This is a genomic window from Neisseria sp. HMSC70E02, from assembly GCF_001838645.1.
GTDB lineage: Bacteria > Pseudomonadota > Gammaproteobacteria > Burkholderiales > Neisseriaceae > Neisseria > Neisseria macacae.
In genome coordinates this window covers 1-2,136 of sequence record NZ_KV838040.1, presented here as the reverse complement: position 1 = coordinate 2,136, position 2,136 = coordinate 1, and the positions used below count along the sequence as shown (strand labels likewise).

Annotated in this window: 3 protein-coding genes; all 3 read right to left on the bottom strand. The window is 34.6% G+C overall.

Annotation, left to right across the window (positions count from 1 at the left end):
* Positions 1 to 214: 214 nt before the first annotated feature.
* The 3 genes from HMPREF3277_RS00020 to HMPREF3277_RS14780 all read right to left on the bottom strand — a co-directional run bounded on the left by HMPREF3277_RS00020 (position 215) and on the right by HMPREF3277_RS14780 (position 1,689).
* Complete coding sequence (locus HMPREF3277_RS00020) at positions 215 to 592, bottom strand: hypothetical protein (protein WP_003780560.1); 378 nt, start codon at positions 590 to 592, stop codon at positions 215 to 217.
* A gap of 156 nt (positions 593 to 748) precedes the next feature.
* Positions 749 to 1,291, bottom strand: coding sequence for a hypothetical protein (locus HMPREF3277_RS15490; protein WP_070869684.1), 543 nt, complete (start codon positions 1,289 to 1,291; stop codon positions 749 to 751).
* A gap of 179 nt (positions 1,292 to 1,470) precedes the next feature.
* A complete protein-coding gene (locus HMPREF3277_RS14780; protein ID WP_003779806.1) occupies positions 1,471 to 1,689 on the bottom strand; it encodes an RHS repeat domain-containing protein in 219 nt (72 codons plus the stop codon).
* Between the last annotated feature and the right edge of the window lie 447 nt (positions 1,690 to 2,136).

Sequence of the window (2,136 nt, the reverse complement as noted above, 5' to 3'; positions counted from 1 at the left end):
AGGATTGGCGGGCAGTCATGGCGTTGATTTTAAAAATGACAATGAGGTTCGTATGGTAACTTGAATGGCATCAACGGTAAAGCAAATGGGATAAACGGTAGAAAGGTCGTCTGAATGGAGGTTTTTCAGACGACCTTTTAACAACTTATAAAGAGAATGCACCTAATTTTTCAAAAATTTCAATCTCTCTAAATATTAACTCACTTTATAATAATCAAACAGTAACTTTATCTATCCCAACATCAGGAATTAATAATTTTTTAGGTGAACCGATGAAAGATAAACCATCCTCCCTCTGTTTCACATGCCATAAAATTAATCCATTCTGCCATGACTTCCATAGCTCATCAGAGTAATTGATAGGTTCTTCTAAAATGGCTCCAACAGCAAAAGGAGGAATCCAAATTTCTGTTAAAACACCATCCCCTTTCCAACCGGCATGCCTAAAAGCTGTAGTAATAATTTGATACTCTTCATCCTGTGGATTTAAATTGCTAACTTTGCAAAAATCTAATAGATCAATCCACTCATAAATGTAAACATAGAGATTCTTTGATTTTTTTAGGAAAACCAATTGTTTTTCATAAACCATCTTCAGAAAACCTTAAATTGTTAAAAATATTGTAATGATTCTTTCCTTCCTGGCTCTAGAACCTAGAGATGAAGTTATGGATTTGAGTTTTTAAAGAGAAAACTTTTCCTCTGTAACGGTTAGATTTTCAACCCAACTTACTCTTATTTCTCTATGCTATTCTAAAGTAAAGCAAAAAATTCCAGTATTATCTATATCGTATAATTCTAGGAATTGCATTTTTAAATTATTCTCTATGACCATCTTTTTAAATTCATCCGTAACCCCATATATATAAGGTTTCAGCTTGTCTCTAAATATGTATTTATAAGAAATATCTTTATAACAATCTAGGGATTTATTATCTAGAAAATCAATACTATTTTTTATATACAAAACATATATATCATATGGAGTATTGTTGATTAGACATGAAAAAAATAGAGCTTCCTCTTTCAATTTATCCTGTGAAATTTCAAGAAATTTTTTTGAAAATAATAAAATCCCTGATGATGAGAAATAAAAATCTGCATCCAAAATTTCAGAAAAGTGAAATTCAAATTCATCATCATATGTCAGATTTATACGAGGTTTTTTTAGGAAGTTATCATCAATATTAAATTTAAAATAGTCTAAAATACTATCCTTATTATTACCTTTTAAATTAAAAGAAAAGTCAACATTGCTGCTTTTGGGAGGAAAAATTGTATAGAGTTGCATATCATCTGATCCTAATTTTTCTTACGATAAATCCATAGAATAATATGTTAACGCTGATGGCCTTGTTCAGGAGGTATTATTTTATTACTTGGCATTCTACCGCTATTAGTGGATCGCAAATCCCATGGATCAATCCAGCCCGTTGGAGTATCTGCATAAGTATATAAATTATCTCCGCCCTATGACCTAATCATATCCTGACTCATACATCGCCTGATTTCGGTATCGTCATGACGGAAACGGTTGTAGTGCAGCCCGCTTTCTCTATCGTAATACTGACCTTGGAAGCGGGACGGGATGTTGACTTTGGGGTCGTCTGAAACGGTTCCGTTACGGATTCTACCCCATGCTTCGTATTTGGCCGTCCATACGGCTTCGCCTTTTGCATTATGTGGCAATCGGCGTGTCGAGATGGTCGAGTTGATAATAAACCAAGTCAGGCTACGCTTCGAACTGCTCTTGGTGTTCGGATGGGATTTCAGCAGCGGATCTGTTTCAGGGTCGTAGTCGTACGGCTCGGCGTGTTTGTCTTCCCGCTCTATGCCTATCGGAGAAGTCGTCTGAAATTGTGCCAGCAGTTCAAAAGTGTCAGATTCAGACAGACCACAGATGGTTTGCGCCTTTGATTATTTTGTCCGTTATGTATTGTACAAAAGGTCGTCTGAAAAAGATTTTTTGCTTTTCAGACGACCTATTTTTGGGCAACCTGTTTACACATATATCCCGTACATATTGTAGAAATGGATAAAGACATCCTAATAACTTTCTACATAAATATAGCAACTCAACCATTTTTTTAATGAGATGAAATATATAGTCAATTAAAATCAAAATAGGACAGTAAC

Bases quoted from the DNA above. Each gene is read 5' to 3' on its own strand.
- HMPREF3277_RS00020 (WP_003780560.1), bottom strand. From the start codon at position 592: ATGGTTTATGAAAAACAATTGGTTTTCCTAAAAAAATCAAAGAATCTC.
- HMPREF3277_RS15490 (WP_070869684.1), bottom strand. From the start codon at position 1,291: ATGCAACTCTATACAATTTTTCCTCCCAAAAGCAGCAATGTTGACTTT.